Origin of the sequence: Cnuibacter physcomitrellae (assembly GCF_014640535.1) — a bacterium.
GTDB lineage: Bacteria > Actinomycetota > Actinomycetes > Actinomycetales > Microbacteriaceae > Cnuibacter > Cnuibacter physcomitrellae.
In genome coordinates this window covers 374,428-400,079 of record NZ_BMHD01000001.1, presented here as the reverse complement: position 1 = coordinate 400,079, position 25,652 = coordinate 374,428, and the positions used below count along the sequence as shown (strand labels likewise).

Sequence of the window (25,652 nt, the reverse complement as noted above, 5' to 3'; positions counted from 1 at the left end):
GTGACGAACCTGCCGCTCTTCGAACCCGCTCCCGGGACGAGTGCAGCAGGACACCTCTCACCGAGCTTCCCGGCTCGCGCTCCGTGGGGCACCGCGGGGAAGCTCCGGGCCTGGCAGGAGGAGGCGCTCACCGCGTACTTCGACAAGGAGCCGCGCGACTTCCTGGCCGCCGCGACCCCCGGCGCGGGAAAGACCACGTTCGCCCTCCGGCTCGCCTCCGAGCTGCTCCACCGCCGCACGGTCGACCGCGTCATCGTCGTCGCCCCCACCGAGCACCTCAAGAAGCAGTGGGCGGATGCGGCGGGCCGGGTCGGCATCCGGCTCAACCCGTTCTTCAAGAACAGCGAGTCGCGCTTCGCGCGGCACTACCACGGCATCGCGATCACCTACGCGCAGGTGGCCATCCGGGCGGCACTCCACCGCGAGCTGGTCCAGGGGGCCGACACGCTCGTGATCCTCGACGAGGTGCACCACGGCGGCGACGCGCTCAGCTGGGGCGACGCGGTGCGGGAGGCGTTCGAGCCCGCGAAGCGCCGGCTCTCCCTCACCGGGACGCCGTTCCGCTCCGACACCGCGCCCATCCCGTTCGTCGACTACCTCCCCGACGAGCACGGCATCCGGGTCTCGCGCACCGACTACGACTACGGGTACGGCCGCGCCCTCGCCGACGGCGTGGTGCGCCCGGTGCTCTTCATGGTCTACGCCGGCCACATGCGCTGGCGCACCAAGGTCGGCGACGAGATGGAGGCGCGGCTCGGCGAGGGCAACACCAAGGACATCACCTCCCAGGCGTGGCGCACGGCGCTCGACCCGGCGGGGGAGTGGATCCCCCAGGTGCTGGGCGCGGCCGATCGTCGCCTCAGCGAGGTGCGCCAGCACGTCCCGGACGCGGGCGGCCTCGTGATCGCGACCGACCAGACCACGGCCCGCGCCTATGCCGCGATCCTGCACGGGCTCACCGGGGAGATGCCCACGGTCGTCCTCTCCGACGAGGACGAGGCGTCGGAGCGCATCGAGACGTTCTCGGCCGGGACGAGCCGGTGGATGGTGGCCGTGCGCATGGTGTCGGAGGGCGTCGACGTGCCGCGCCTCGCGGTCGGCGTCTACGCCACGAGCGCCTCGACGCCGCTGTTCTTCGCGCAGGCGATCGGGCGCTTCGTGCGCGCCCGGCGCCGCGGGGAGACCGCGTCCGTCTTCCTCCCGAACGTGCCGGCGCTCATGGCCCTCGCCTCCTCGATGGAGCTGCAGCGCGACCACGCGCTCGACCGCCGGGACGACGGCTCGCAGGAGGGCGACCTCTACAACCCGGAGGACGCCATGATGGCGGCCGCGGAACGCGAGGACCGCGCCTCGGAGACGCTCACGGAGGAGTTCTCGTTCCAGCCGATGGGCTCCGAGGCGACCTTCGACCGCGTGGTCTACGAGGGCGGCGAGTACGGCTTCGAGGCCATGGTCGGCAGCGAGGAGGAGCTCGACTTCATCGGCATCCCAGGGCTCCTCGAGCCCGAGCAGGTGAAGGAGCTGCTCCAGCACCGCGCCGCCCGTCAGGCCAAGCGCCAGAAGGGTCGCCGGGTCGAGGGCGAGCTGCCGCCCCAGGACGACCGGCACGAGGGCGCCGTCCCGGCTCCGCTCTATCGCGACCTGAAGGAGCAGCGGAGCCTGCTCAACAGCCTGGTCGGGCTGTGGTCGAAGACGTCGGGCGAGCCGCACGGGCTGATCCATGCCGAGCTGCGTCGCATCTGCGGCGGGCCGGCGGTGGCGCAGGCCAGCGTCACGCAGCTGCAGTCCCGCATCGTGACCGTGCGGAAGTGGCTCGGCGGCACCCGCTCGAGCTGAGCGTCGCGCCGCCACTCACGACCGGTGTGTCGCCCCATTCGGGGGCGGTCCCGGATCCCGGCGGACGTCGTGTCCTCTGCCACTATGAGACCCATGACGACATCGACGCCGGACGCCGGCGCACCCGCGCGACGCGAACGCACCTTCTTCGGGCAGCCCTGGTCGCTGGTGCACATCTTCGGTGTCGAGATGTGGGAGCGGTTCTCCTTCTACGGGATGCAGGCGGTCCTCGCGTTCTACCTCGTCTACTCCGTCTCGGAGGGCGGGCTCGGCCTGCCTCAGACCGCGGGAGCGAACATCCTCGGCGCCTACGGCGGAGCCGTCTACCTCGCCACGGTCCTCGGCGGGTGGCTGGCCGACCGCATCCTGGGGTCGGAGCGGGTGCTCTTCTTCAGCGCCATCGTGGTCATGCTCGGGCACATCGCCCTCGCCGTGCTGCCCGGCTTCTCCGGAGTGATCGTGGGCCTGCTGCTGGTCGCCGTGGGATCCGGGGGCATCAAGGCGAACTCGACCGCCATCGTTGGCACGTTGTACGCCGAGAAGGACCCGAAGCGCGACGCCGGCTTCTCGTTGTTCTATCTCGGCATCAACCTCGGCGCCTTCCTCGGCCCCATCCTGACCGGCGCGCTGCAGACGTCCCTCGGATTCCACTACGCCTTCGGAGCGGCCGCCCTGGGCATGGCGATCGGGCTCACCCAGTACGCCATCGGCCGCCGGAGCCTGCCCGACAAGGCCCACGAGGTGCCCAACCCGCTGGGCCTGCGCGGCAGGCTCCTGATGCTCGGCGCCGTCGTCGTCGCGGTCATCGTCGTGGTCGCGCTCGTGCTGCTGGGCGTGCTCAACGACTCGACGATCGCCCTCGCCGTGGTCGTCGTCACGGCTGCGGCCGCCCTCGCGTACTTCGTCGTGATCCTCACGAGCTCGCGCACCGACCGCACCGAGCGCCGCCGGGTGCTCTCGTTCATCCCCATGTTCCTGACCTCGGTGGCGTTCTGGTCGCTGTACCAGCAGCAGTTCACGGTCATCCCGTTCTACGCCGACGACCTGACGAACCTCGACGTGTTCGGGTTCCAGGTGCCCGCGGCCTGGGTGCAGTCGATCAACCCGATCTTCATCATCATCCTGTCCGGCGTCTTCGCCGCCCTGTGGACGAGGCTCGGCGACAGACAGCCTGCCACGCCCTACAAGTTCGGTGCGGCCGTCATCATCATGGGCGTCGCCTTCCTGCTTTTCCTGCCCTTCGCGAACGCCGGCCAGAGCGGGACGCCGCTCCTGGCCCTCACGGGCATCCTGCTGGTGTTCACGATCGCCGAGCTGCTGCTCTCCCCGGTCGGGCTGTCGCTCTCGACGAAGCTGGCGCCGCAGGCGTTCCGGACGCAGATGGTCGCGCTGTTCTACCTCTCGGTGGCCCTCGGCTCGGCCATCTCGGGGCAGCTCGCCACGTTCTACGGCACCGGGACGCCGAGCGACCAGGTGCCCTACTTCGGGATCTCGGGCATCGTCGCCATCGCGGTGGGTGTGGCGCTCATCATCGCCACGCCGTGGGTCCGCAAGCTCATGAGCGGCGTGAAGTAGGCCGTCACCACGACACCGAGACGGCGGAAGCCCCGCCGTAGGGGCGAGGCTTCCGGGGATCCGGTGTCGAGGTGACGCGTCACCGCGACATGGGGCGTGGCGCTGCTCAGGCCTGGGCGGGAGCGGCGGGCGCCGACTCGGCGCCGCCGAGGTCGTGGATGAGCGTCTTCTCGTCCTCGGCCGAGAGGGAGGTCTTGATGACGGTGCCGTGGAAGGGCGCGAGCGCGGCCGCGAACTTGTCCTCGGTCAGCTTCGTCGCGTAGAGCACGACGGCCGACTTGCCCGCCGAGACCGAGTCCTTCACCTGCGCGCGGAACTCGGCGTTCAGCCCCGTGCGGTCCAGGCCCGCGAACAGCGCGCCGAAGAGGCCGCCGAAGACGAGGCCGATGAACGGCACGAAGAAGATGATGCCGATGAGTGCGCCGAACAGCGCCCCGCCGGCGGCGCCGAGACCCACGTTGCCCACACCACCGGGGTATGAGACGTGCGTCTTGCCCTCCTGGTCGACCTTGACCAGCGCCAGGCCCGCGAGCTCGACGATGAGGTCGCCCTGGAGCTCCTGGACCTTCTCGTACGCACCCTCGGCGTCGTTCTCGGTGTCGAACGCGATGACAATCAGATCGGCCATGTGCCGTCCCCTCTGCTCTGCGATGGGACAACCCCATCGGACGAGAGGATAGCGCCCGCAGACAGACGGAAAGAAGGTCGAAAGACTCCGGAGGAAAGAGAAGAGGCCCGACCGCCTGGTCGAGCCCCTTCGTGTGTGTCCGAGGGGGGACTTGAACCCCCACGCCCTATACGGGCACTAGCACCTCAAGCTAGCGCGTCTGCCATTTCCGCCACCCGGACGAGTGTCGCCGGCCGGGGATCTCTCCCGGCCAGGAATAGACGATAGCACGACTCGGAGCGGGGTTCCGACCACATCCCGCAGTAGCGTGGACGCATGACCGAGCCCGCCGACGACCTCCTCGAGCCGACCGCACGGATCGCCCGGGATCTCATCCGCTTCGACACCTCCAACTACGGCGAGGGGCGGTCGAACGGAGAGACCCCCGCGGCCGAGTACCTGGCCGCGCACCTCGAAAGGCTGGGGCTGACCGTGCAGTCGTTCGACGCCGCCCCCGAGCGCACGAGCATCGTCACCCGCGTGCCGGGCCGCGACTCCTCGAAGCCCGCCCTCGTGGTGCACGGGCACACCGACGTGGTGCCCGCGATGGCGGAGGACTGGTCCGTCGATCCGTTCGGCGGGGTCGTGCGCGACGGCATGCTCTGGGGCCGTGGCGCGGTCGACATGAAGAACATGGATGCGATGATCGTCGCCTCGCTCGACCGCATCCTCTCGTCGGGCCGGCAGCCCGAGCGCGACCTCGTCGTGGCGTTCTTCGCCGACGAGGAGAACGGCGGCGTGTTCGGCTCGCACTTCCTGGTCGACGAGCACCCGGAGCTGTTCGCGGGCGCGACCGAGGCGATCAGCGAGGTGGGCGGGTACTCCGTCGACCTGCGCGGGCAGCGCGCCTACCTCGTGCAGACGGGCGAGAAGGCGCTGCTCTGGCTGAAGCTCGTCGCGCGCGGCACGGCCGGCCACGGCTCCCAGATCAACCGCGAGAACGCGGTCACGCGACTCGCCCGCGCCGTCGCGACACTGGGGGAGCAGGAGTGGCCGCTCCACCTCACGGCCACCACCCAGCAGCTGCTCGAGCGTGTCGCCGAGCTCCTCGGCGAGGACCTCCAGGCCGCGGGTCCTGAGGCGGTGGCCATCGCCACGGGCACCGCATCCCGCTTCATCTCCGCCACGCTGCGCACGACCACCAACCCCACCGGCCTCACCGCCGGCTACAAGCACAACGTGATCCCCGACCGCGCCGAGGCCATGATCGACGTGCGAGTGCTGCCGGGCCACGAGGACGAGGTGCTCGCCCGCATCCGCGAGCTGATCGGCGACGACGTCGAGATCGTGGTCTCCCACCGCGACATCGGCCTGGAGACGACCTTCGACGGTCCGCTCGTCGACGCGATGGTGGCGAGCCTCCAGCGGCACGACCCGGGCGCGGAGGTGCTGCCGTACCTGCTCTCCGGCGGCACCGACAACAAGGCGCTGTCCGAGCTGGGGATCCGCGGGTTCGGGTTCGCGCCGCTGCGCCTCCCGGCCGACATGGACTTCCCTGCGATGTTCCACGGCGTGGACGAGCGCGTGCCCCTCGACGCGCTAGTGTTTGGCACGGACGTCCTGACGGACCTCCTCCTGCGCTACTGATCGCGCCCCGCCCCTCTCCGCCGGCCCGCTCCGCGCCGGCCCGGCACCTAGGGAGCCATGGACCTTCTCAACGCCGTCATCCTCGGATTCGTCCAGGGTCTGACCGAGTTCCTCCCCGTCTCCTCGAGCGCGCACCTGCGCATCGTCGGCGAGTTCCTGGGCACGGGGGCCGACCCCGGCGCGCGGTTCACGGCGATCACGCAGCTGGGCACCGAGACGGCCGTGCTGATCTACTTCTGGCGCGACGTCACCCGCATCATCGGCAACTGGTTCAAGTCCCTGTTCGGACGCATCCCGCGAAACGACCCGAACGCGAAGCTCGGCTGGTTCATCATCATCGGCAGCGTGCCGATCGGTGTGCTCGGCCTGCTCTTCCAGGACCAGATCGAGACGGTCTTCCGCTCGCTCTGGGTGGTCGCCACGATGCTCATCGTCTTCGGCATCCTCCTCGGCGTGGCGGATGCGGTGGGCGCCAAGAAGCGCCGTCTCCGCGATCTGAACGTGGGCGACTCGCTGATCTACGGCGGGGCGCAGTCGCTCGCGCTCATCCCCGGCGTCTCCCGCTCCGGCGGCACGATCACGGCCGGTCTCTTCCTGGGCTACGAGCGCCGCGCCGCAGCGCGCTACGCGTTCCTGCTCGCGATCCCCGCCGTGTTCCTCAGCGGCTTCTACCAGCTCTACAAGGGCCTCACCGACGCGTGCGTCGATCCCTCGACCGGGTGCGTCCCGGAGGTGTTCGGCCCGGTCGAGACCGCCGTGGCGACGCTGATCGCGTTCGTCGTGGGCTTCGTCGTGATCGCGTTCTTCATGAGCTACATCTCCAAGCGCAGCTTCCTGCCCTTCGTGATCTACCGCATCGTGCTCGGCCTGCTCCTCTTCGTCCTCCTCGGGCTCGGGCTCATCCGGGCGTGACGGCCGCCGCCTCCCAGCGCGGCTAGGCTGATCCGGTGCGTTCCTGGTCGCGACCCGAGATCCCGAAGCTGCCCGCATCCGACGCCGAGTCGGTCGTGCACCTGCACGACGACGCGACCCGGGGGCTCGTCGAGGCGCCCGGTCGCGACGGTCGCGCCGACCTCTACGTCTGCGGCATCACGCCCTACGACGCCACCCACATCGGACACGCGACCACCTACCTCGCGTTCGATACCCTCGTCCGCACCTGGATCGACGCCGGACTCGAGGTGCGGTACACGCAGAACATCACCGACGTCGACGACCCGCTGCTCGAGCGCGCTGCGGCGACCGAGGTGGACTGGCGCGAGCTGGCCGCCGAGCAGGTCGAGCTGTTCCGCACCGACATGGCGGCGCTGCGGGTGATCCCCCCGGACTCGTACGTCGCCGTCACGGAGCGGATCGACGAGATCGCGGCGGGCGTGGCCACCCTGCGCGACCGGGGGCTCGCCTATGCGGTGCCGACGCCCGACGCGGAGGTTCCCGGCGCCGAGGACCTCTACTTCGACATCGCCGCCGCCGAGACCACGACCGGATGGACGCTGGGGTCGGAGAGCGACCTCGAACGACCCGAGATGGAGACGCTGTCGCGGCAGCGCGGCGGCGACCCCGACCGTCCGGGCAAGCGCGACCCTCTCGACCCGCTGCTCTGGCGGGCCGCGCGAGCCGACGAGCCGTCCTGGGACTCCGTGGTCGGCCGCGGTCGTCCCGGCTGGCACATCGAGTGCGCGGTCATCGCGCTCGACTCGCTCGCGCATCCGCTCTCCGTGCAGGGCGGCGGGGGAGACCTCGTCTTCCCGCACCACGAGTTCAGCGCCGCCCATGCCACCGGGATCGCCGGGGGACGCTTCGCGGAGATCAACGCCCACGGCGGGCTGGTCGCCTACCAGGGCGAGAAGATGAGCAAGTCGCTCGGGAACCTCGTGCTGGTCTCGCGGCTGCGCGCGGAGGGCGTCGAGGCCTCCGCCATCCGCCTCGCCGTGCTCTCGCACCACTACCGCGACGACTGGGAGTGGTTCGACGGCGACGAGGCCGTCGCCGCAGAGCGCCTCGCGCGCTGGCGCACGGCTCCGACGATCGTCGACGACGCGCTCAGCGGCGTCGTGGCGGAGGACACCGACGAGGCCGACGCCGCGGTGCTCCGCTCCCGGGTGCGGACGCACCTGCGCGACGACCTCGACACCCCGTCCGCCCTCGCGGAGTTCGACGCGTGGTTCTCCGTGCCGCGCACCCCGCGCGCCCGCGCCCTCGCCGCGGAGGTCCTCGACGCCCTCCTGGGCATCCGCCTCTAGCCTCCCTTTCGGCGGGTTTCGCCATACCAAGGTGGTTTCGCCATACCGATCGACGTGGCGAAACCACCTCAGTGTGGCGAAACGGGGAGATCAGTACCGCTAGTCGCGGCGCCAGGGCTCGTCGCCGCCGGCGCGACCCTCACCCCGAGCGTCGCCGCGGCGACGGAGGTAGCGCTCGAACTCCTGGGCGATGGCCTCGCCGCTCGCCTCGGGCGAGTCGACCGTGTCGCGCGCCTGCTCGAGCTGCTGGATGTACGCGGCCATGTCGTCGTCCTCGCCGGCGAGGGCGTCGATGCCCGACTCCCAGGCGCTCGACTCGTCGGCGAGCTCGCCGCGGTCGAAGTCGAGCCCGGTCAGCTCCTCGACCTTGTCGATGAGCGCGAGCGTCGCCTTGGGGGACGGAGCGTTGTGAACGTAGTGGGGAACGGACGCCCACACGGAGATCGTCGGGACGCCCACCGTCTCGGCCGCCTCGGCGAGCACGCTGAGGATGCCCACGGGACCCTCGTAGCTGGAGCGCTCGATCTCGAGCTCGGTGCGCACGATCGGGTTCTCGCTCGACGCGAACACCGAGATGGGGCGGGTGTGCGGCACGTCGGCGAGCATCGCCCCGAGGAACACCACGCTCTCGATCTCCTCGGTGAGGACGGTCGCGATGATCTCCCGGGTGAACCGCTTCCAGCTGCGCGAGGGCTCGGTCCCGAGCAGCAGGTACACCCCGTCGGACGAGGTGGAGCGGGCGTCGCGCGGGCCGTAGAGCACCGCGCCGGGCCAGACCAGTCCGCGCTTGCCCTCGTCGTCGGCGGTGACGGTGGGACGGTTGAACTGGAAGTCGAAGTAGTCCTCGGGGTCGACCTCGAAGATGGGGAGCAGGTCGAGCTGGTCCTTCAGCACGCGCACCGCACCCGTGGCCGCCTCGCCGGCATCGTTCCATCCCTCGAACGCGACCAGCAGGATCCTGCCCCGAAGGAAGGTCTTGTCAGTAGCCGTGATGAACCTCTTCCGTCGTCGGCGCGATCCCGTCGTCTAGCGGATGCGGGGCGCCGTCATCCAAGGATAGGCCGTCACCGGGGATGCGGAACCTCGCCCGCTAGACTCGTGGCCCGTGACCGCACCCCTTCCCGCCGCCGTCCTCTGGGACATGGACGGCACGATCGTCGACACCGAGCCCTACTGGATGAGCGTCCAGGGCGAGATGGTGAAGGCCCATGGCGGGGTGTGGACCGCCGAGGCGGCGAAGACGCTCATCGGCCAGGGCATGGACCACAGCGCGAGGCTCCTGCAGGAGTTCGGCGTCGACCTCCCGCAGGAGGAGATCATCCAGGCGGCCACCGACGGGGTGATCGACCACATCCGCTCCGAGGTGCCGTGGCGGCCCGGCGCGGTCGAGCTGCTCCGGGAGCTGCGCGACCGCGGCGTGCGCACCGCGCTCGTGACGATGTCGATCGGCCGCATGGCCCGCGAGGTCGCCGACAGCATCCCGTTCGAGGCGTTCGACCTGGTGGTCTCCGGCGACGAGGTCGAGCACTCGAAGCCGCATCCGGAGCCGTATCTCGCCGCGGCGAGGGCGCTCGGCGTCGACGCGGCCGACTGCGTGGCCATCGAGGACTCGGTGGCCGGCGTGACGTCGGCCGTCGCCGCGGGCGCCGCGACCGTCGGCGTGCAGCACATGCTGAACCTCGACGACACCGGAGCGACCGCGATCTGGACCACCCTGGCCGGCCGCACCGTCGACGACCTCGCCGACGTGCTGGCCGAGCATCGCGCGGCTCGGGGAGCGGATCCCCGCACCCGGACCGATGCACCCACCCCGATCGTCGAGGAGACCCCGTGACCGTGTACAGCGGACCCTTCCGTGAGGGCGACCGAGTGCAGCTGACCGGCCCGAAGGGCAAGCTCAACAGCATCACGCTGTCGGCGGGCAAGGTCTTCCACACGCACCGCGGCGCCATCGAGCACGACTCGCTGATCGGCCTGCCCGACGGCAGCGTCGTCACGAACACCGTCGGCGTCGAGTACCTGGCGCTCCGTCCGCTCCTCAACGACTTCGTGATGTCGATGCCGCGCGGCGCGGCGATCGTCTACCCGAAGGATGCGGCGCAGATCCTGCAGCTGACGGACGTCTTCCCGGGCGCCACCGTGGTGGAGGCCGGCGTCGGCTCCGGCGCGCTCTCGCTCTGGCTGCTGCGCGCCATCGGCCCGACCGGCCGCCTGTCGAGCTTCGAGCGCCGCGACGAGTTCGCCGACGTCGCGACCGCCAACGTCACCTCCTACTTCGGCGAGACCCCGGAGAACTGGACGGTCACGGTCGGCGATCTCGTCGAGGCGCTGCCCGAGGTGCACGGAGAGGCATCCGTCGACCGGGTGGTGCTCGACATGCTTGCCCCGTGGGAGTGCATCGACGCGGTGTCGGCCGCGCTGAAGCCCGGGGGAGTGCTGCTCTGCTACGTCGCCACGGTGACGCAGCTCTCCCGCGTGGTGGAGGCGATGCGCGACAGCGGGAACTTCACCACTCCGCAGCCCTCCGAGACCATGGTCCGCACTTGGCACGTCGAGGGCCTCGCGGTCCGGCCCGACCACCGGATGATCGGCCACACCGGCTTCCTGGTGACCGCGCGCCGTCTCGCGCGGGGAGCCGTGCTCCCCGAGCTCAAGCGGCGAGCCTCCAAGTCGGAGTACACCGACGAGGACGTGGAGGCCTGGACGCCGGGCGCGCTCGGCGAGCGCTCCGCCAGCCCGAAGGCTCTGCGGAAGCGCGTCCGCGAGGCGAATGCGACGGCGCAGGCCGCGCTCGACCGCGAGGCGCGGGAGGCCGACGCCGTCGATCCGGCCGCATCCGACGCCGATGAAGCGCCCAGCGGCGGTGCACTAGGCTAGGTCCGCTCGGAGCGACCGCCTGCGGCCGACCGCTCGACGCCCCTGCTCGTCCCTAGGAAAGAGGATCCGTGCGCAAGTCCCTCGCGCTTGTCCTGTCAGCGGGCCTGCTCGTCGGCCTCGCGGCCTGCAGCTCGCCCTCGACGCCCGACTGCACGGGCGCGGCGACCTCCGGTCCCGCCAGCGAGGGCATCGACGTGACGGGCGACTTCGGGAAGGCTCCCACGGTCACCTTCGGGACGCCCCTGGACTCCACGGATGTGCAGCGCACGATCCTCACGCAGGGCGACGGCCCCCAGACCGGCGAGGGCGGGACGGTCCTCGTCGACTACTCCGTCTACAACGCCGAGACGGGCGAGCAGGTCGCCGGGACGTCGTACCAAGAGGGCGCCCAGCAGCTATGGACGCTCACGCAGCAGGGCGCGCCGGCACCCGGCCTCGACTCCGCGCTGGCCTGCGTCAACGCGGGATCCCGCGTGGCTCTCACGCTCCCTGCCGACAGCGACGCTCAGACGCCGGCGTTCGTCCTGGTCGTCGACGTCGACGCGACCTACCCGCGTGCTGCGTCCGGCGGCGATGTCCCGGCCGTCGCGGGCTTCCCGAGCGTGGTGCACGACGACACCGGCCGACCGGGCATCACGGTGGTCAGCGGCACCGATGAGACGACCTTCCGGTCCACTGCACTGAAGAAGGGCGACGGCCCCGAGGTCCAGGACGGCGACACCCTGCTGGTCCAGTTCACCTCCGTGAACATGGACACGAAGAAGGTCGCAGCCTCGACGTGGGAGAAGGGCAGCACTCAGGCCCTCTCCGCGAAGTCGAACGACGACCCCTCCATCTCCGGCGTCGAGAAGATCTCCGATGCGATGGTGGGAGCGAACGTCGGCGACGAGATCATCGCCGTCGTCCCGGCAGACGCAGCGTCCTCGTCGGCCAACGCTTCGCAGGCGGCCAGCGTGTACGTCATCGACATCCTCGGCATCCTGCCCGCCGGTCTGCAGATCCAGCAGCAGCGCTAGACCTGCGGCGAATAGACTTCTGGGCGTGGCGCCGCAGAACACTTCCCCTGCGCCTGTCCCCGTGGAGGAGAGGCTGTTCAGCCTCGTGCTCGCGCTCATCGCGACCGAGTCGGGGCTGACCAAGACCGAGATCCTGTCGACGGTGCAGGGCTATCGGCAGCGCTACGACTCGACGGGCGACAACACCAGCCTCGAGCGCCAGTTCGAGCGCGACAAGGACGACATCCGCGACCTGGGTGTGCCGCTCGAGACGATCGAGTCGCCGAACGACCCCGGCAACAACCAGACGCTGCGATACCGCATCCCGCGGGCCGCGTACGACCTCCCCGCCGACATCACCTTCTCCCCGGCGGAGCGCACCCTGCTCAACCTCGCGGCGATGGCGTGGCGCGAGGGCTCGCTCTCGCGGGAGTCGCAGCGCGCCCTGCTCAAGATGCGCTCGCTCGGGGTCGAGTCGACCGAGCCGGTCATCGGGTACGCCCCGCGCATCCGCACCCGCGACGTCTCGTTCGAGCCGCTCACCGACGCGCTGACGAAGGGCGTCCGCGTCACCTTCCCCTACCTCAAGCCGGGCTCGGGCGCCGCGAGGGAGCGGACGGTGTCGCCGCTGGCGCTTGTGCAGCATCAGGGTCGCTGGCACCTCAAGGGCTACGACCACGGTGTCGACGGCGAGCGCACGTTCCTGCTCTCCCGCATCACCGGGCCGGTGCGGGTGACCCGCCAGCCGATCGAGCGGCGCGAGGGCACCTGGGCGGCCGACGCGCTCGACGAGCTCGACGCCATCTGGTCGGCGAACGTCACCGAGATCGAGGCCGTCGCGGGCAGCGACGCCGACGTCCGGCTCCGGCAGCGGCGTGGCGCGGAGCCCTCCGGCGACGACCGCATCCGTCTGCACTACACCGACCCGGAGCTGCTGGCCGACGAGCTGGCCGGCTTCGGACCCGAGGTGCGTGTCCTCTCGCCCGATTCCCTGGTGATGGCGGTCGTCGCGCGCCTCCGCCGCGCGCAACGGATGCACGCCCCCGCCACCCATGAGCAGGCGCCGGCCCACGAGCAGACCCAGGCCGAGGACGAACAGACGCAGGCCGAGGACGGAGAGGAGAGCTGATGGCCGCCCCCGGACGCCAGTCCTTCTCCTACGCGCAGGACAAGCTCACGTTCCTCCTCGCCCTCGTGCCCTACCTCGTCGACGCCGGCCGCGTGTCGGTCGCCGAGGCGGCGGAGCACTTCCAGGTCTCCGAGAAGCAGATCCGCGACGCCGTCTCGCTCATCGCGGTCTCCGGCGTCCCGGGCGACACCCTCTCGTACCAGCACGGCGATCTCTTCGACATCTCGTGGACCGACCTCGAGGAGCACGACGAGATCGTGCTGACGCACCTGGTCGCGCTCGACGACTCGCCGAGGTTCTCCGCGCGCGAGGCGGCGGCGCTCATCGCGGGCCTCCAGTACCTCCAGTCGTTGCCGGAGAACGTCGACAGCGGGCTCTACTCCTCCCTGATGGACAAGCTCGCCCGCGGCGCCTCCGACGCCCCCAGCCAGGTGGCCATCGCCTCGACCGACGCGACCGCGAACCTCGCCGAGGTCCGCCGGGCCGTCTCCGGACGGGTGCAGCTGGAGTTCGACTACCTCACCGCGAAGGGGGAGAGCCAGCGCCGACTCGTCGACCCGCTCCGCATCGACTCCGACAACGAGGACTGGTACCTCCGCGCGTGGGATCACACCCGCCGCTCGGTCCGCACGTTCCGCCTCGACCGGATGTCGTCGCCCCGGGTGACCGACGTCCCCGTCGCCTTGCACGACGATGTCGCGATCGGCGACAGCCTCTTCCAGGGCGGGGACGCCGACCTGACGGTCACCATCGCGGTCGACCCGAGCGCGCTCCCGCTCCTCGGCGAGTACACCTCGACGCTCGACCGACTCGGCGAGCCGGGCCCCGACGGCCGAGTGAGGGCCCGCATCCGCGTGGCCCACATCCACAGTCTCAAGCGGATGGTCACCGGGCTCTCCGCCGCCGTCTCGATCATCGATCCACCGGAGGCGCGCGACGCCGTCGCCGCCTGGGCGACCGCGGCCCTCGACCGCTACGAGCTGATCACCCCGCGGCCGGCCACCGACCCCGTAGGCTGAGACGATGCAGTGGTGGGCGTGGCTGATCATCTGGGTGGTGCTGGTGCTCGCCCTGCTCGGCACCGTCGCTCTCCTCGGCTACCGCCTGTTCCGCAAGCTCATGGCGGCGTACCGCGAGCTCGCCCTCCTGAACGACAAGGTCGCCACCCTGATGGCCACCGTGGAGCAGCTGGAACCCGACGTCCCGGAGCGGGCGATCGCCGTCGGGTATCCCGAGGTCGCACGACGCCACGACGCCCGCTCCTCCCGCCGTCAGGAAGCGAAGGAGGCTCGCAGACAAGCTCGACTGACGCGAGGTAGACTGCTCGTCAGTCCCGAATCTCTCGAGCACCTCAGGAAGTGGGCAGACAATGTTCGGTAATGCGTTCGGATGGCCGCATCTGATCGTCATCCTGCTCGTCGTGCTCCTGCTGTTCGGAGCGACGCGTCTTCCCGCCCTGTCGCGCAGCCTCGGTCAGTCCATGCGGATCTTCCGCAAGGAGGTCAAGTCGATGAAGGACGACGACCAGCCGTCGTCCACCGGGACGACCCCCTCGGCGAGCACCGAGACCTCCACGCCTCGTGCTGACGACACGGCGCACGTCACCTCGGTCGCCGAGAGCCAGAACAACCCGAAGTCGTAACGGGTCGTGGCCTCCACCACGCAGAGGCGCCCACGCGACGGCCGGATGTCCCTCGGCGCCCATCTGGTCGAGCTTCGCCGTCGGCTCTTCATCGCCGCACTCGCCGTCCTCGCGGGCATGGTCTTCGGGTACATCCTGTCCGACTGGGTCCTCGGCGCTCTGCGGGCGCCGATCACCGAGCTCGCCGCGGCGCAGGGACGCGACGCGAGCCTCAACTTCACCGACGTGTCCGCGGCGTTCGACCTGCGCCTGCAGATCTCCTTCACCGTGGGCCTCGTCGTGTCCTCGCCGATCTGGCTCTACGAGATCTGGGCGTTCGTCATGCCGGGCCTCAAGCGGCATGAGAAGCGCTACGCCGTCGGGTTCGTGCTCACCGCGGTGCCCCTCTTCCTCGCCGGATGCGCGGCGGGCTGGTTCGTCCTGCCCCACATGGTGAGCCTCCTCACCGGGTTCGCGCCTGAGGGGTCGACCTCGGTGCTGAACGCGCGCGACTACATCGACTTCGTGCTCAAGCTCATGGTCGCCATCGGCATCGGCTTCGTCCTGCCGGTGTTCCTCGTGCTGCTCAACTTCGCCGGCGTGGTGAGCGCCGCATCCATCCTCAAGTCGTGGCGCTGGGCGGTGCTCGCCATCACCCTGTTCACCGCGATCGCCACCCCTGCCGCCGACATCGTCTCGATGTTCCTGCTCGCGATCCCCATGGTGCTGCTGTTCTTCGGGGCCGCGTTCATCGCCTGGCTGCACGACCGGCGCGTCCGCCGCACGCAGCAGCAGTTCGATCTGGAGCTTCCCGCCACATGACCCCTCCGCCCGAAGAGACGCTCAGCCCCGCCGAGCGCTACGCCGCCAGCCGCAGCCGCGCCGGCCACCCATCGGTGAACCAGTTCCGCGACGGCCTGGCCTTCGACCTCGATCCGTTCCAGATCGAGGCCTGCGGCGCGATCGAGGACGGTCACAGCGTGCTCGTCGCCGCCCCCACCGGAGCCGGGAAGACCGCCGTCGCGGAGTTCGCCGCGTTCCTGGCCATGCAGTCGCCGGGCGACAAGCTCTTCTACACCGCACCTATGAAGGCGCTGAGCAACCAGAAGTACCAGGAGTTCGTCGCTGAGTACGGGCCCGACGAGGTGGGCCTCCTCACCGGAGACACCAACGTCAACTCGGATGCGCGCATCGTGGTCATGACCACCGAGGTGCTCCGCAACATGCTCTACGCCGACTCCGACCTCCTCACCGGGCTGGCCTTCGTGGTGATGGACGAGGTGCACTACCTCGCCGACCGCTTCCGCGGCGCCGTGTGGGAGGAGGTCATCATCCACCTGCCGCGCTCCGTCAGGCTGGTGTCCCTCTCGGCGACCGTGTCGAACGCGGAGGAGTTCGGCGACTGGCTCCAGGCCGTCCGAGGCGACACGCGGGTCATCGTCTCCGAGGAACGACCGGTGCCCCTCGACCAGCACGCGCTGGTGAAGACGAAGCTCGTCGACCTGTTCGACTCCACCGGGCGGGCGGCCAGCAACCGGGTCAACCCGGAGCTGGTGCAGCTGGCCCGCAACGCCTCCTGGAACCAGGTGCCCGGCCGGGGGAGGGGGCCGCACGGCCGCGGTCGCCAGCAGGGCGGCCGACAGCAGCGAGGAGCGGGGCGCCCGCGCGGCCTCGAGCGCATGGACCGCCCCGACGTGGTGCGCCTGCTCGACGAGCACCACCTGCTGCCCGCCATCTTCTTCGTCTTCAGCCGGATGGGGTGCGATCAGGCCGTGAAGCAGGTGCTCCGTGCCGGAGTGCGGCTCACCACGGCCGAGGAGCGCGACGAGATCCGCCAGATCGTGGAGGAGCGCTGCCGCACCCTCCTCGACGAGGACCTCGCGGTCCTGGGCTACTGGGAGTGGACGGAGGGGCTCCAGCGCGGGGTCGCCGCCCATCACGCGGGGCTCCTGCCCGCCTTCAAGGAGGTGGTGGAGGAGCTCTTCCAGAAGAAGCTCGTCAAGGTGGTCTTCGCCACGGAGACGCTGGCGCTCGGCATCAACATGCCCGCCCGCTGCGTCGTGCTCGAGCGGCTCGAGAAGTTCAACGGCGAGGCGCGCGTGCCGATCACCTCGGGGGAGTACACGCAGCTCACCGGTCGCGCCGGTCGCCGCGGGATCGACGTCGAGGGCCACTCCGTCATCCAGTGGACGGATGGGCTCGACCCGCACGAGGTCGCCTCGCTGGCCTCGCGCCGGACGTACCCGCTGAACTCCAGCTTCCGACCGACCTACAACATGGCCGTCAACCTCATCGACCAATTCGGACGCACGCGCACCCGCGAGGTCCTCGAGTCCTCCTTCGCGCAGTTCCAGGCCGACCGTGCGGTGGTCGACCTCGCCCGCAAGGTCAAGCAGCAGGAGGAGTCGCTGGCCGGCTACGAGCAGGCGATGGCCTGCCACCTCGGCGATGCGCGCGAGTACTTCGGCATCCGCCGCGAGCTCACCGCGCTCGAGCGGGCCGGCGCGGCCGCGGGGAGGAACGGCGGCGATCCGAGGCCGCACGCGGAGCGCGAGAGACGGCAGCGGCGCATCGCCGAGCTCCGGAAGCAGCTCCGCGCGCATCCCGTGCACGGCTGCGCCGAACGCGAGTCGCACGCCCGTTGGGCCGAGCGCTGGTCGACGCTGAAGAAGGACACCGATCGTCTGACCCAGCAGATCCAGTCGCGGACGAACGTCATCGCGAAGCTGTTCGACCGCGTCACCGACGTGCTCGTCGAGCTGGGATACCTCACCACCGACGACGCGGGCGAGACCGTGCTCACCCCTCACGGCCGGACGCTGAAGCGCATCTACGGCGAACGCGACCTCCTCGTCGCCGAGTGCCTGCGCCGGCAGGTGTGGCGCGACCTCGACCCCGCCGGCCTGGCCGCCCTCGCCTGTGCCCTGGTCTACGAGCCGCGGCGCGAGGAGCCGGAGGGCTACGACCGGCGTCTGCCGCGCGGGGCGTTCCGAGCTGCGCTCGACAAGACCCAGGAGCTCTGGGCCACGGTCGACGACATCGAGCGCGAGCACCGGCTGCCCGGCAGCGAGCCCCTCGCGACCGGTCTCAGCGCGGCCATGCACCTCTGGGCTCGCGGCGCCTCCCTCGACGTGGTGCTGGGCGAGGCCGACATGGCCGCCGGCGACTTCGTCCGGTGGGCGAAGCAGACCATCGACCTGCTCGACCAGCTCCAGGGCACCGCCGACGGCGCGGTCGCCCGCACCGCACGGAGTGCGCTCGATGCGGTCCGCCACGGCATCGTCGCCTACAGTTCGGTGGCCTGAGCAGAGGAGGATGCCGACCCGATGACGACCCTCGCCCGCGACCCCTCCGTGCGCCGACGCTCGGCGACGCTCTCCTCGCCCGCCCGCCGTCCGCGTCTGGATGAGAGCCTGGATCGGGCTCGCTTCGTCCGCCCCGTGATGCCCCTCTGGCTCGCGGTCCTCGCTGCCGCCGCGGCGGGGGTGGCGCTCGACGCCGGGTTCCCCGACAAGGGGTGGTGGCCGTTCACGCTCGTGGGCGTCGCCGTGGTGCTGCTCGCCTTGATCGGTCGGTCCTGGTGGCAGGCTCTCCTCATCGGCTTCGTGGCGGGAGCTGTCTTCTGGGGTGTCGACATCTTCTGGCTCACCCTCTACCTCGGCCCGGTGCCCTGGCTGGGTCTCGCCGGCTTCATGGGCCTGTACTTCGCCGCCGGGTCGCTCCTCATCGCGCTCGTATACCGTCGCGCCGACCGGGCATGGCCCAGCCGCTGGGGCAGGCTCGGCGTCCTCCCGCTCGTCATCGCCGGACTGTGGATCCTCCGCGAGGGCGTCTCCGCGGTCTGGCCGTGGGGCGGCTTCTCGTGGGGACGTGTGGCGATGTCGCAGTCGGAGAGCCCGACGTCCGACCTCGTCGCGTGGGTGGGGATCTCCGGGCTCTCGTTCGTGCTCGTCTGGCTGGTCGCCTTCCTCATCCAGGTCGCCCGGGAGTCCCCGCTGCGGCCCGGCATCCGCGTCCTCACCGCGGGGATCGCGATGGCGGCCGTGCTCGCGGTGCCGGCCTGGCCCGCGCCAACTCAGGGCACCTCCCGCATCGCCGCGGTGCAGGGAAACTCGGATGCCGGGCTGTTCTCCCAGCACTCGCCCGGCGACATCCTCAGCGACCACGTCGCCGGATCGCTGACGCTCGCCGGGCAGGATCCCGACATGGTGGTCTGGCCCGAGAACGGCTCCGACCTCGACCCGGCGCGTTACCCCTACGCCGCCGCCGCGCTCGACGAGGTGAGCGCGACCCTCGGAGGCGCTCCGATCATCGCCGGCACCATCCAGGTGCGTGGCGACAAGGTCTACAACACGTCGCTGCTCTGGCAGGACGGTCGGGTGCAGGACTTCTACGACAAGCGGCATCCGGTGCCGTTCGCGGAGTGGATGCCGGCCCGCGACTTCTTCCACGCCCTGGCGCCCGACCTCGTCGACCTGGTGACCCGGGACTACGAGTTCGGGTCGACCGACATGACGTTCGACGTGAACGGGATCATCGCCGGCATCTCGATCTGCTTCGACATCACCGATGACGCCGTGATGCGCGAGACCACGCTCGAGGGCGCCCAGGTGCTCCTCTCGCAGACGAACAACGCCGATTTCGGCCGGACCGACGAGAACCTCCAGCAGCTAGCGATCGCCCGTCTGCGCGCGATCGAGCTGGGTCGGAGCGTGGTCAACATCTCCACGGTCGGGACGAGCGCGATCATCGCCCCCGACGGCTCCACGATCGAGGAGATCCCCGCCTTTCAGCCCGGCACGATGCTCGCCGACGTCCCGCTCGCGACGACCCTGACCCCGGCGAGCGTCGTCGGCGGCCAGCTCGAGTGGCTCGGCGCGGGCTTCGGCCTCCTCGGGCTCGCGGTCGCCCTCACCGCGCGCCCGCTGCGCCCCCGTCGCCCCTGACCCGCCGGGGGCCGAGGTCCGCGCGGATACACGAAAGCGCCGCACGGGTCTCGCCCGTACGGCGCTGTGTGTGGGGAGCTCCCCGGGGTCAGGCCCCGATCTTCTCCGTGGCCTTGCCGCCACCGCGACGCGCGCGCAGGTACTGCAGGCGCTCCTCGAGCAGCTCCTCGAGCTCGTCGCGCGTGCGACGCTCGAGCAGCATGTCCCAGTGGCTGCGCGGTGTCTTCTCGTTGCTGCGGTCGATCTCGACAGGCTTGTCGCCGACCATCAGCGTCGCCTCGTGACCGCAGGACTTGCACTCCCAGGTCTCCGGCGCCTCCGCGTCGGCGGCGAACACCATGTCGGTGTCTCGTCCGCAGTTCTCACAGTGGTACGTGTAGTTCGCACGGGCGGAGAAGACGACGCCTTCTTCGCTCTGCAGGCTCTGTCCGCCCAGTCGCATCCCGCGCAAGCTGCGATCCGCCATTGTGTGGTCTCCTCTCGCATTGCTTCCACAGTTCTAAACCGCGCACCTCCGCGTAACCTTTCCGGGGGCCGCTATTGTCAGTACTCTCTCAGCGAACAGGCTTGAACTCGGCGGCGAGGGGAACGAGGATGTCGGCCCGGTCGGTGACGAGGCCGTCGACGCCCCTCACGAGGAGGTCCCGCGCCACCACCGGGTCGTTGATGGTCCAGACGTGGATCTCGACCCCGGCGCGGTGCAGGACGTCGATGGTGCGCGGCGTGACGGTGCCGATGCGGGAGACCTGCGGAGGGATCTGCACCGCATCCACGTTCCGCAGGATGCGACGGACCGCCCAGGCCCAGCCGAGCTTCGCGAACGCGAGGGCCGGGCCGAACTCGGCCGCGGACGCCGAGGTCGCCACGCCGGGCAGCGCGCTGGCGGTCAGTCTCTTCCGCCGGACGTCGAACGAGGTGATGAGGACCCGGTCGATCGCCCCCGCTGCCCGGACCGCCTCCGCCGTGGGGCGACAGGCGTCGTCCGCCTTCACGTCGATGTTGAAGCGGGCCTCCGGGAAGGCCAGGAGCGCCTCGGAGAGCGTGACGAAGGTCTCCCCGCCGCCGAGGTCGATCGAGCGCAGCTCCGCCAGGGTGAGGTCGGCCACCCGATCGGGCCGACCGGCGACCCGCTCGAGCGTGGGATCGTGGCTGATCACCGCCACCCCGTCGGAGGAGGCGTGCACGTCCGTCTCGAGATGGACGGCGCCGACGGCGAGGGCGGCGCGGAACGCACCGAGCGTGTTCTCCGGGACGTCGAGCGCCAGACCCCTGTGCGCGAAGATGCGGGGGAGCGGGGGAGCGAAGTACGCTCCCCGCGCTCTACTGGGGCGCGGGCCCGGCACCGGCGTCGCCTGAGCCGGTGGCCGCATCGCCTCCGATGGTGGCGGAGCCCTCGGGGTCTGCCGGGGCCGGTGGTGTCGAGGCGGGAGGCGCCGGCGGGGCCGGGGATGTCGTAGGGGCGGCGGGCACGCGAGGAGTGCCGCCGCCCGGCGCTCCGGATCCGGCTGGCCCAGAACCGGCAGGCGCGGCAGCACCGGCCGCCCCAGAACCAAATGGCCCAGAACCAACTGGCCCAGAACCGGCAGGCCCTGCCACACCGGCAGCACCCGGAACACCGCCGGCCGCGGCCGCGCCACGGTCGCCGAACGCCTGGCCGATGCCCTTCAGCGCCTCAGTCAGCTCGCTCGGGATGACCCACAGCTTGTTCGCGCTGCCCTCGGCCAGCTTCGGCAGTGTCTGCAGGTACTGGTAGGCCAGCAGCAGGTTGTCGGGGTTGCCGGCGTGGATGGCCCCGAACACCGTGGTGATCGCCTGGGCCTCACCGTCGGCGCGGAGGACCTGGGCCTTGGCGTCACCCTCGGCGCGGAGGATCTCGGCCTGCCGGGTACCCTCGGCCTCGAGGATCTGCGCCTGCTTCGTCCCCTCCGCGGTGAGGATGACCGCGCGGCGCTCACGCTCGGCGCGCATCTGCTTCTCCATCGAGTCCTGGATGGAGGTGGGCGGGTCGATCGCCTTCAGCTCGACGCGTGAGACTCGGATGCCCCACTTGCCGGTGGCCTCGTCGAGCACGATGCGGAGCTGCCCGTTGATCTCGTCGCGGCTGGTGAGCGCCTCCTCGAGGTTGAGCCCACCGACCACGTTGCGCAGCGTCGTGGTGGCCAGCTGCTCGACCGCCCCGAGGTAGTTGGCGATCTCGTACGTCGCGGCACGCGCATCCGTCACCTGGAAGAAGACCACGGTGTCGATCGAGACGACCAGGTTGTCCTCGGTGATGACCGGCTGAGGCGGGAACGAGACCACCTGCTCCCGGAGGTCGATCAACGGGCGGAGCCGGTCGATGAAGGGGACGATCACGTTCAGGCCCGGCATGAGCGTCTTGTGATAGCGCCCGAGGCGCTCGACGATGCCGGCGTTGGCCTGGGGGATGATGCGGATCGACTTCGCGATCACCACGATCACGAAGATGACGACGATGAGCAGGACGGCGACCACGATCACCTGAGTGACGACGTCGTTCATACGATGGGCTCCTTGCTCTGAGAGGGTGCGACCAGGGCGGTGGCGCCGTCGATCGCGGCCACCTCGACGCGCTCGCCGCGCACGAGGTCGGTCACCGTGACGCCGGGGGCGAGACGAGCGGTCCAGGTGTCTCCGTTCGCGAGCTTCACCTGACCGGCCAGCGCGGTCACGGTCGACAGCACGACGCCGTCGAGCCCGAGGAGCGCGTCGACGTTGCTCCTGGCCGGGTCGGCGCCCCGTTTCAGCCGCCGCAGCAGCGGGGGCCTGAGCAGCAGGATGAGCAGCACGCTCAGGACCGCGGCGATCACGACCTGGAGGTACCAGGGGGTGCCGAGGAGCCCTGAGGCCAGACCCGCGACACTGCCGACGGCGAGCATCAGGAACGTGAACTCGAGCGTGAACATCTCGATGATCACGAACAGCAGGATCAGCCCGAGCCAGAAGATCCAGGCGTACGTCTGGATGAAGTCCATGACGCGACCTCCTCCCTGCGGTGTCACCTCCGACGCTACCAGTCAGCCCGCTCAGCGGGCCGATCCGCGGCGAGTTGCTAGTCTCGGATGGTCCTTCCCGAGTCTTTGAGGAGTCGCACGTGTCCAACCCCCTCGCCGCAGGTTCGCTCGACGGGAAGCGGGTGCTCGTCACCGGCTCGTCGCGGGGCATCGGAGCCGACACCGTCGGCTACTTCGCCGAGGCCGGCGCCTCCGTCGTCATCAACTACCGCAACAAGGAGGCGCGCGCGGCGAAGATCGCGAACGCGATCCGCGAGAACGGGGGACAGGCCCTCATCGTCGGCGCCGACCTCACCGACCCCGAGAGCGTCCAGGCGATGTTCGACCGCGTGAACGCCGAGCTCGGAGGGCTCGACGTGCTGGTGCTCAACGCCTCGGGCGGCATGGAGTCCGGCATGGGCGACGACTACGCGATGACCCTCAACCGCGACGCCCAGGTGAACGTGCTGAAGGGGGCGCTCGCCCTCCTCGAGCCCGGCTCGCGCGTGGTGTTCGTCACGAGCCACCAGGCGCACTTCATCCGCACCACGCCCACGATGCCCGAGTACGAGCCCGTCGCGCGCAGCAAGCGCGCCGGAGAGGATGCCCTGCGCGCGATGCTGCCCGAGCTCGACGCCGCCGGCATCGAGTTCGTCGTGGTGTCGGGCGACATGATCGAGGGCACCATCACGGCGACGCTCCTCGAGCGGATGAACCCCGGCGCTATCGGATCCCGGCGCGAGTCGGCGGGCAAGCTGTACAACGTCAGCGAGTTCGCCGCCGAGGTCGCGTCCGCCGCGATCGACCCCATCCCCGCGAACCACACGCGCTACGTCGGCGACATCTCCGACTTCGACCAGAGCGAGGAGTGACCCGGCCGTGACCTCGTCCGCGTCGCCGATCATCCTGAAGTCCCGTGTGATCGTCGCGGCGGGAGATCGCACGCTGCTCTTCTACACGGCACCCGACGTGCCGTCGAACCCCGTGCGCTGGCTGACGCCCGGCGGCCACCTCGAAGCGGGGGAGACGCACCTCGACGGCGCCGTCCGCGAGCTGTTCGAGGAGACCGGACTCGTCGTCGAGCCCGGGGGGCTCGGCTCGCCGGTCTGGGCGCGCGACTTCGTGGGCGAGCCCTCACCCGGCGTGCTGCGCGACTACCACGAGGAGTACTACCTGCTGAGGGTCGACGAGCCGTTCGACCCGATCGCCGACAACTGGACGCCCGAGGAGGTCGTCGACGTGCAGGCGTGGCGCTGGTTCACGCTCGCGGAGCTGTCCTCCTCGGACGACGCGGTCGAGCCCGACGACCTCGCCGCCGTGCTCGCCCGCGTCCTGTCGTAGAGCCGCTGCAGGGAGTGCCCCGGGCTCGGGCGGTCTACGCGGCGGTCCTGGGGCCGCGGCCGAGCATGAGCGCGGTCACCGCCGACATGATGGCGGAGACGATGAGGAAGACGCCGGCGAAGAGGATCAGCACGGAGATCGACTCGAGCGGCAGGAAGATCACGACGATGCCGGCGAGCAGGGAGAACACGCCGAGGACGGTGCCGAGCCACTTCGAGGAGTCCTTCGAGGTCTCCATGATGGCGAGGATGCCCTCGAAGATCCAGGAGAACCCGACCACGAAGGCCAGGACGAGCAGGGAGACGACGGGGTTCCGGATCGCGATGACGCCGGCGATCACGAGGAGCACGCCGAGGATGATGTTGAGCGCCCGCATCCCCCCGGAGTAGTCCTTGTTGACGATGCCCTGGACGATGCGCACGAGGCCGACCACCCAGAAGTAGATCGCGAAGAGCAGCGCGATGGTCCAGGCGATCGCGTCGGGGTTGTTGAAGGCGAGCACCAGGATCACCACGCCGAGCAGCAGCGAGAGCACCGCCCTGACCCAGAGCCCGGTCTTGAGCCAGCGCCGCCCGGCGTCGGTGATGTCTCCGGCGAACAGCCAGAAGCCGCCGGGCTGGTCGGTCTGCGTGGGTGTGGACATGGAGGGCCCCCTTCGTGATGTCTGGTGCACAATCTAGCGGTCTCCGAGGCGTCGGTGAGAGACCCCGCGGGACCTTCGACCCGTGGGACGGTCGCGCGCACCGGAAGAGTGGGCGCTGTCCACAGCGAACACGAGGAGCACAGGATGCGCGCAGCAGTCGTCACAGCGTTCGACGAACCGGTGGTGGTCGAGGATCGTGCCGTGCCGAGGCCCGGACCCGGACAGGTGCTGGTGCGCCTGGAGGCATGCGGTCTGTGTCACACCGACATCCACGCCATGCGCGGCGACTGGCCCGTCCGACCGTCGCTGCCCTTCGTCCCGGGGCACGAGGGCGTCGGCATCATCGAGCGGCTCGGCGACGGGGTGGAGACCCGGTGGGTCGGTCAGCGGGTCGCGATGCCCTGGCTCGGGCACGCCTGCGGCGAGTGCCGATACTGCGTGAGCGGTCGCGAGAACCTATGCGAGAAGCAGGACGACACCGGCTACTCGATCGACGGAGGGTATGCCGAGTACGCGGTCGCGGACGCGAGGTTCGCGACCCCGGTGCCCGAGGGGATCGATCCGGTCGAGGCCGCTCCGCTCACCTGCGCCGGCGTCACGACGTACGCGGCGATCAAGAACGCCCACGTCGTCCCGGGGGAGACGGTGGTGGTGTTCGGGATCGGCGGGCTGGGTCACCTGGCGGTCCAGTACGCCCGCCTCGTCGGCGCGAAGGTCGTCGCCGTCGACGTCGCCGACGAGAAGCTCGCCCTGGCCGCCGAGCTCGGGGCCGACCACGTGGTGAACGCAGCGCTGACCGATCCCGTCGCGGCCCTCGCCGAGCTCGGCGGCGCCGACGTCGCGGTCGTCCTGGCCGTCGCGCCCGCGGTGTCCCGTCAGGCGTTCGACTCCCTGAACCGCGGCGGACGACTCGTCCTCGTCTCGCTGCCTGCCGCGGGCGAGCTCACGGTCCCGGTGTTCGACACGGTCCTCAAGGGGATCAGCGTCATCGGCTCCATCGTCGGCACCCGCCAGGACCTGGCCGAGGTGTTCGATCTCCACGCGGCAGGCCGGACCAGGGTGTTCACGCAGACCCGCGCCCTCGACGAGGTGAACGAGGCCGTCGACGAGGTACTCGCCGGATCCGTCCCCGCCCGGCTCGTGTTCACCTACCCGAGCCCGCCCGTCACCGCACCCTGAGC

General features: G+C 70.5%; 25 protein-coding genes and 1 tRNA gene. 18 read left to right on the top strand and 8 right to left on the bottom strand.

Features of this window, described 5'->3' with window-relative positions:
- Together IEX69_RS01950 and IEX69_RS01945 are read left to right on the top strand one after the other, a co-directional pair.
- Entirely contained in the window at positions 1 to 1,836 is a 1,836-nt protein-coding gene (locus IEX69_RS01950) for a DEAD/DEAH box helicase (RefSeq protein WP_085019458.1), read from the top strand.
- A gap of 93 nt (positions 1,837 to 1,929) precedes the next feature.
- Complete coding sequence (locus tag IEX69_RS01945; protein WP_085019457.1) at positions 1,930 to 3,411, top strand: peptide MFS transporter; 1,482 nt, start codon at positions 1,930 to 1,932, stop codon at positions 3,409 to 3,411.
- A gap of 106 nt (positions 3,412 to 3,517) precedes the next feature.
- Here the strand turns inward: IEX69_RS01945 and IEX69_RS01940 are convergent, their stop codons facing one another.
- Entirely contained in the window at positions 3,518 to 4,039 is a 522-nt protein-coding gene (locus tag IEX69_RS01940; RefSeq protein ID WP_085019456.1) for a DUF1269 domain-containing protein, read from the bottom strand.
- A gap of 136 nt (positions 4,040 to 4,175) precedes the next feature.
- Positions 4,176 to 4,260 (bottom strand) — tRNA-Leu (locus tag IEX69_RS01935).
- Between the two features lie 94 nt (positions 4,261 to 4,354).
- Between IEX69_RS01935 and IEX69_RS01930 the strand changes: the two genes are divergently transcribed.
- From IEX69_RS01930 to mshC, 3 genes are read left to right on the top strand one after another with little or no spacing between them, the layout of a single operon-like run.
- A complete protein-coding gene (locus tag IEX69_RS01930; RefSeq protein WP_085019455.1) occupies positions 4,355 to 5,665 on the top strand; it encodes a M20/M25/M40 family metallo-hydrolase in 1,311 nt (436 codons plus the stop codon).
- Between the two features lie 57 nt (positions 5,666 to 5,722).
- Entirely contained in the window at positions 5,723 to 6,577 is an 855-nt protein-coding gene (locus tag IEX69_RS01925) for an undecaprenyl-diphosphate phosphatase (protein WP_085019454.1), read from the top strand.
- A 35-nt stretch (positions 6,578 to 6,612) separates the two neighbouring features.
- The gene (gene mshC, locus IEX69_RS01920) at positions 6,613 to 7,908 is read left to right on the top strand and encodes a cysteine--1-D-myo-inosityl 2-amino-2-deoxy-alpha-D-glucopyranoside ligase (protein ID WP_085019453.1); all 1,296 of its coding nucleotides are present in this window, start codon (positions 6,613 to 6,615) and stop codon (positions 7,906 to 7,908) included.
- 99 nt (positions 7,909 to 8,007) lie between these two features.
- Here the strand turns inward: mshC and IEX69_RS01915 are convergent, their stop codons facing one another.
- Positions 8,008 to 8,901, bottom strand: a complete 894-nt coding sequence (locus IEX69_RS01915) for a proteasome assembly chaperone family protein (protein ID WP_085019452.1) — start codon at positions 8,899 to 8,901, stop codon at positions 8,008 to 8,010.
- Positions 8,902 to 9,013: 112 nt separating this feature from the next.
- Between IEX69_RS01915 and IEX69_RS01910 the strand changes: the two genes are divergently transcribed.
- The 10 genes from IEX69_RS01910 (at position 9,014) to lnt (ending at position 19,476) form a co-directional block, all read left to right on the top strand.
- The gene (locus IEX69_RS01910) at positions 9,014 to 9,742 is read left to right on the top strand and encodes an HAD family hydrolase (protein WP_085019451.1); all 729 of its coding nucleotides are present in this window, start codon (positions 9,014 to 9,016) and stop codon (positions 9,740 to 9,742) included.
- Positions 9,739 to 10,785, top strand: a complete 1,047-nt coding sequence (locus IEX69_RS01905; protein ID WP_085019450.1) for a tRNA (adenine-N1)-methyltransferase — start codon at positions 9,739 to 9,741, stop codon at positions 10,783 to 10,785. Before IEX69_RS01910 ends, IEX69_RS01905 begins: the two co-directional genes overlap by 4 nt.
- A gap of 68 nt (positions 10,786 to 10,853) precedes the next feature.
- Entirely contained in the window at positions 10,854 to 11,801 is a 948-nt protein-coding gene (locus tag IEX69_RS20775) for an FKBP-type peptidyl-prolyl cis-trans isomerase (RefSeq protein ID WP_229756206.1), read from the top strand.
- A 25-nt stretch (positions 11,802 to 11,826) separates the two neighbouring features.
- Positions 11,827 to 12,909, top strand: coding sequence for a helix-turn-helix transcriptional regulator (locus IEX69_RS01900; protein ID WP_229756205.1), 1,083 nt, complete (start codon positions 11,827 to 11,829; stop codon positions 12,907 to 12,909).
- Positions 12,909 to 13,928, top strand: coding sequence for a helix-turn-helix transcriptional regulator (locus tag IEX69_RS01895; protein ID WP_085019448.1), 1,020 nt, complete (start codon positions 12,909 to 12,911; stop codon positions 13,926 to 13,928). Before IEX69_RS01900 ends, IEX69_RS01895 begins: the two co-directional genes overlap by 1 nt.
- Positions 13,929 to 13,932: 4 nt before the next feature.
- Positions 13,933 to 14,289, top strand: a complete 357-nt coding sequence (locus tag IEX69_RS01890; RefSeq protein ID WP_085019447.1) for a hypothetical protein — start codon at positions 13,933 to 13,935, stop codon at positions 14,287 to 14,289.
- Entirely contained in the window at positions 14,279 to 14,551 is a 273-nt protein-coding gene (gene tatA / locus IEX69_RS01885; protein ID WP_085019446.1) for a Sec-independent protein translocase subunit TatA, read from the top strand. Before IEX69_RS01890 ends, tatA begins: the two co-directional genes overlap by 11 nt.
- A gap of 45 nt (positions 14,552 to 14,596) precedes the next feature.
- Positions 14,597 to 15,352 carry a twin-arginine translocase subunit TatC gene (gene tatC / locus IEX69_RS01880; RefSeq protein WP_085019445.1) on the top strand — a complete coding sequence of 252 codons (756 nt, stop codon included), beginning with the start codon at positions 14,597 to 14,599 and terminating at the stop codon, positions 15,350 to 15,352.
- Positions 15,349 to 17,835 (top strand): DEAD/DEAH box helicase, encoded by a 2,487-nt coding sequence (locus IEX69_RS01875; RefSeq protein ID WP_085019444.1) that lies wholly within the window; start codon positions 15,349 to 15,351, stop codon positions 17,833 to 17,835. Before tatC ends, IEX69_RS01875 begins: the two co-directional genes overlap by 4 nt.
- Before the next feature lie 21 nt (positions 17,836 to 17,856).
- A complete protein-coding gene (gene lnt / locus IEX69_RS01870; protein ID WP_085019443.1) occupies positions 17,857 to 19,476 on the top strand; it encodes an apolipoprotein N-acyltransferase in 1,620 nt (539 codons plus the stop codon).
- Between the two features lie 88 nt (positions 19,477 to 19,564).
- Here the strand turns inward: lnt and IEX69_RS01865 are convergent, their stop codons facing one another.
- The 4 genes from IEX69_RS01865 to IEX69_RS01850 form a co-directional block, all read right to left on the bottom strand.
- A complete protein-coding gene (locus tag IEX69_RS01865) occupies positions 19,565 to 19,942 on the bottom strand; it encodes an RNA polymerase-binding protein RbpA (RefSeq protein ID WP_085019442.1) in 378 nt (125 codons plus the stop codon).
- An 88-nt stretch (positions 19,943 to 20,030) separates the two neighbouring features.
- Positions 20,031 to 20,819, bottom strand: coding sequence for a glycerophosphodiester phosphodiesterase family protein (locus tag IEX69_RS01860; RefSeq protein WP_229756204.1), 789 nt, complete (start codon positions 20,817 to 20,819; stop codon positions 20,031 to 20,033).
- Positions 20,797 to 21,996 (bottom strand): SPFH domain-containing protein, encoded by a 1,200-nt coding sequence (locus tag IEX69_RS01855; RefSeq protein ID WP_085019440.1) that lies wholly within the window; start codon positions 21,994 to 21,996, stop codon positions 20,797 to 20,799. Before IEX69_RS01855 ends, IEX69_RS01860 begins: the two co-directional genes overlap by 23 nt.
- A complete protein-coding gene (locus tag IEX69_RS01850; RefSeq protein ID WP_085019439.1) occupies positions 21,993 to 22,469 on the bottom strand; it encodes an NfeD family protein in 477 nt (158 codons plus the stop codon). Before IEX69_RS01850 ends, IEX69_RS01855 begins: the two co-directional genes overlap by 4 nt.
- A 119-nt stretch (positions 22,470 to 22,588) precedes the next feature.
- On the opposite strand from IEX69_RS01850, the gene IEX69_RS01845 reads away from it, so the two are divergent.
- On the top strand, positions 22,589 to 23,359 hold the full coding sequence (locus tag IEX69_RS01845; RefSeq protein WP_085019438.1) for an SDR family oxidoreductase: 771 nt from the start codon (positions 22,589 to 22,591) through the stop codon (positions 23,357 to 23,359).
- Between the two features lie 7 nt (positions 23,360 to 23,366).
- Positions 23,367 to 23,828, top strand: a complete 462-nt coding sequence (locus IEX69_RS01840; RefSeq protein WP_085019437.1) for an NUDIX hydrolase — start codon at positions 23,367 to 23,369, stop codon at positions 23,826 to 23,828.
- Between the two features lie 34 nt (positions 23,829 to 23,862).
- Here the strand turns inward: IEX69_RS01840 and IEX69_RS01835 are convergent, their stop codons facing one another.
- Positions 23,863 to 24,471, bottom strand: coding sequence for an HdeD family acid-resistance protein (locus tag IEX69_RS01835; RefSeq protein ID WP_085019436.1), 609 nt, complete (start codon positions 24,469 to 24,471; stop codon positions 23,863 to 23,865).
- Positions 24,472 to 24,615: 144 nt separating this feature from the next.
- Here IEX69_RS01835 and IEX69_RS01830 point away from each other — a divergent pair, with 144 nt between their 5' ends.
- Positions 24,616 to 25,650 (top strand): zinc-dependent alcohol dehydrogenase, encoded by a 1,035-nt coding sequence (locus IEX69_RS01830; protein WP_085019435.1) that lies wholly within the window; start codon positions 24,616 to 24,618, stop codon positions 25,648 to 25,650.
- Positions 25,651 to 25,652: the final 2 nt, after the last annotated feature.

Excerpts from the sequence above, each read along its gene's own strand:
- IEX69_RS01945 (WP_085019457.1), top strand. The coding sequence starts at position 1,930 with ATGACGACATCGACGCCGGACGCCGGCGCACCCGCGCGACGCGAACGC.
- IEX69_RS01940 (WP_085019456.1), bottom strand. The coding sequence starts at position 4,039 with ATGGCCGATCTGATTGTCATCGCGTTCGACACCGAGAACGACGCCGAG.
- IEX69_RS01930 (WP_085019455.1), top strand. The coding sequence starts at position 4,355 with ATGACCGAGCCCGCCGACGACCTCCTCGAGCCGACCGCACGGATCGCC.
- IEX69_RS01925 (WP_085019454.1), top strand. The coding sequence starts at position 5,723 with ATGGACCTTCTCAACGCCGTCATCCTCGGATTCGTCCAGGGTCTGACC.
- IEX69_RS01895 (WP_085019448.1), top strand. The coding sequence starts at position 12,909 with ATGGCCGCCCCCGGACGCCAGTCCTTCTCCTACGCGCAGGACAAGCTC.
- IEX69_RS01890 (WP_085019447.1), top strand. The coding sequence starts at position 13,933 with ATGCAGTGGTGGGCGTGGCTGATCATCTGGGTGGTGCTGGTGCTCGCC.
- tatA (WP_085019446.1), top strand. The coding sequence starts at position 14,279 with ATGTTCGGTAATGCGTTCGGATGGCCGCATCTGATCGTCATCCTGCTC.
- tatC (WP_085019445.1), top strand. The coding sequence starts at position 14,597 with ATGTCCCTCGGCGCCCATCTGGTCGAGCTTCGCCGTCGGCTCTTCATC.
- IEX69_RS01875 (WP_085019444.1), top strand. The coding sequence starts at position 15,349 with ATGACCCCTCCGCCCGAAGAGACGCTCAGCCCCGCCGAGCGCTACGCC.
- lnt (WP_085019443.1), top strand. The coding sequence starts at position 17,857 with ATGACGACCCTCGCCCGCGACCCCTCCGTGCGCCGACGCTCGGCGACG.
- IEX69_RS01865 (WP_085019442.1), bottom strand. The coding sequence starts at position 19,942 with ATGGCGGATCGCAGCTTGCGCGGGATGCGACTGGGCGGACAGAGCCTG.
- IEX69_RS01855 (WP_085019440.1), bottom strand. The coding sequence starts at position 21,996 with ATGAACGACGTCGTCACTCAGGTGATCGTGGTCGCCGTCCTGCTCATC.
- IEX69_RS01850 (WP_085019439.1), bottom strand. The coding sequence starts at position 22,469 with ATGGACTTCATCCAGACGTACGCCTGGATCTTCTGGCTCGGGCTGATC.
- IEX69_RS01835 (WP_085019436.1), bottom strand. The coding sequence starts at position 24,471 with ATGTCCACACCCACGCAGACCGACCAGCCCGGCGGCTTCTGGCTGTTC.
- IEX69_RS01830 (WP_085019435.1), top strand. The coding sequence starts at position 24,616 with ATGCGCGCAGCAGTCGTCACAGCGTTCGACGAACCGGTGGTGGTCGAG.